The sequence below is a fragment of the Comamonas sp. genome (assembly GCF_036666375.1).
Taxonomy (GTDB): domain Bacteria; phylum Pseudomonadota; class Gammaproteobacteria; order Burkholderiales; family Burkholderiaceae_C; genus Comamonas.
Genome location: NZ_JAVWWA010000219.1, coordinates 1 through 2110, shown reverse-complemented (window position 1 = coordinate 2110; position 2110 = coordinate 1). Strand labels below are relative to the sequence as shown.

At 61.7% G+C, this 2110-nt stretch carries 3 protein-coding genes; 2 read left to right on the top strand and 1 reads right to left on the bottom strand.

Annotation, left to right across the window (positions count from 1 at the left end):
* A partial coding sequence (gene ettA, locus RR928_RS24770; RefSeq protein WP_332540385.1) for an energy-dependent translational throttle protein EttA occupies positions 1 to 1241 on the bottom strand: 1241 nt, incomplete at its 3' end.
* Between ettA and RR928_RS24765 the strand changes: the two genes are divergently transcribed.
* Both RR928_RS24765 and RR928_RS24760 read left to right on the top strand, forming a co-directional pair.
* Positions 1129 to 1446 carry a hypothetical protein gene (locus RR928_RS24765; protein ID WP_332540386.1) on the top strand — a complete coding sequence of 106 codons (318 nt, stop codon included), beginning with the start codon at positions 1129 to 1131 and terminating at the stop codon, positions 1444 to 1446. The genes ettA and RR928_RS24765 overlap by 113 nt on opposite strands.
* Positions 1447 to 1535: 89 nt before the next feature.
* The coding region (locus tag RR928_RS24760; RefSeq protein WP_332684738.1) for a DEAD/DEAH box helicase at positions 1536 to 2110 on the top strand (575 nt) is incomplete at its 3' end.

Sequence of the window (2110 nt, the reverse complement as noted above, 5' to 3'; positions counted from 1 at the left end):
CCGGCGTAGGCACGCGAAGCCATCTGGAACTTGCCGACGTTGATGATGTCCAGGCCGCCGGAAATGTCTTCCCAGACGGTCTTCTCGTTGGCCAGCGAATCGCGCGACTGGTCGACAAACGCCATCTTCACGGTCGAGCCGATGTCGACGGTGCCGCTATCGGCCTGTTCCTTGCCGGCGATCAGCTTGAACAGCGTGGACTTGCCCGCGCCGTTGGGGCCGATGATGCCGACGATGGCGCCCGCAGGCACGTTCATGCTGAGGTTGTCGATCAGCACGCGGTCGCCAAAGCTCTTGGTGACGTTGTTGAACTCGATGACCTTGCTGCCCAGACGTTCGGCCACAGGAATGAAGATTTCCTGGGTTTCGTTGCGCTGCTGGTATTCGTAATCGCTCAGTTCCTCGAAGCGCGCGATACGCGCCTTCGACTTGGCCTGGCGGCCCTTGGAGTTCTGGCGCACCCATTCCAGTTCCTTCTTCAGGGCCTTGGCGCGGGCTTCCTCGCCCTTGTTTTCGGCTTCGAGGCGGTTGCCCTTCTGCAGCAGCCACTCGGAGTAGTTGCCCTTGTAGGGAATGCCGTGGCCGCGGTCAAGTTCCAGGATCCATTCGGCGGCGTTGTCGAGGAAGTAGCGATCGTGGGTGATGGCCACGACGGTGCCGGTGAAGCGGTGCAGGTACTGCTCGAGCCAGTCGACGGATTCGGCATCCAAGTGGTTGGTGGGCTCGTCAAGCAGCAGCATGTCGGGCTTGGACAGCAGCAGCTGGCACAGGGCCACGCGGCGCTTTTCACCGCCCGACAGCTTGCCGATCACGGCGTCCCATGCGGGCAGGCGCAGCGCGTCGGCGGCGATTTCGAGCTGGTGCTCGGAGTCGGTGCCGGCCGCGGCAATGATGGCTTCCATCTCGCCCTGCTCGGTCGCCAGCGCGTCGAAGTCGGCGTCTTCTTCCGCGTAGGCGGCGTAGATTTCGTCCAGGCGCTTGCGCGCGTTGTTGACTTCCGCCAGCGCTTCCTCCACTGCCTCGCGCACGGTGTGCTCGGGGTTGAGCTGGGGTTCCTGGGGCAGGTAGCCGATGGACAGGCCGGCCATGGGGATGGCTTCGCCTTCGATCTCCTTGTCCACCCCTGCCATGATTTTCAGCAGAGAGGATTTCCCGGAGCCGTTAAGGCCCAGCACGCCAATCTTTGCGCCGGGGAAAAAGCTGAGAGAAACGTCCTTCAAGATCTGCCGCTTGGGCGGCACGGTCTTGGTGACATGGTTCATCGAAAAAACGTATTGGGCCATGGATTTGTCTGTTGATTCTTCAAAAACTGGGCAACAAAATGGTTGCACGCCAGCCGTGATTATCCGCGCATGCGACAATACCCACAGTTACGGGCTCCAGTTGCCCGAAACATCAGCATTCCAGCTGGGGACAATGGACGCAGTGCCGGGCTCCCATCTTTGAACCTCATCTGCCTAGGACTGGCCGGCAACCGCAAAGGTTGCCACGACAGGCTGATACCCCCCGCGCCCAGGATGGGCGCACCTGACCACATGACATTTGAAGAACTGAATCTGGCTCCTGCCATCCTGAAGGCCGTGCTCGAACAGGGTTACGACACGCCTACGCCCATCCAGGCACAAGCCATTCCGGCCGTGCTCCAGGGCCAGGACCTGCTTGCCGGCGCACAGACCGGCACCGGCAAGACCGCCGCATTCGCGCTGCCCATGCTCAACCGACTGGTAGAGGGCGATCCCGCCACCAGCAAGTTCGGCAACAAGGGCGTGCGAGCGCTGATCCTGACGCCTACCCGCGAACTCGCGGCGCAGGTTGAAGAATCGGTGCGCGGCTATGCCAAGTACCTCGACAACATCAGCTCCACCGTGATTTTCGGCGGCGTGGGCATGAACCCCCAGATCGACCGCATCAAGCGCGGTGTCGACATCCTGGTGGCCACTCCCGGCCGTCTGCTGGACCTGCAGCAGCAAGGTTTCCTCGATCTGTCGACCGTGCAGATCCTGATCCTGGACGAAGCCGACCGCATGCTCGACATGGGCTTTATCCATGACGTGAAGAAGGTCTTGGCCCTGGTGCCCAAGAACAAGCAAAGCCTGCTGTTCTCGGCCAC

Coding starts and splice junctions, on each gene's coding strand:
- RR928_RS24765 (WP_332540386.1), top strand. CDS start 1,129: ATGATTTTCAGCAGAGAGGATTTCCCGGAGCCGTTAAGGCCCAGCACG.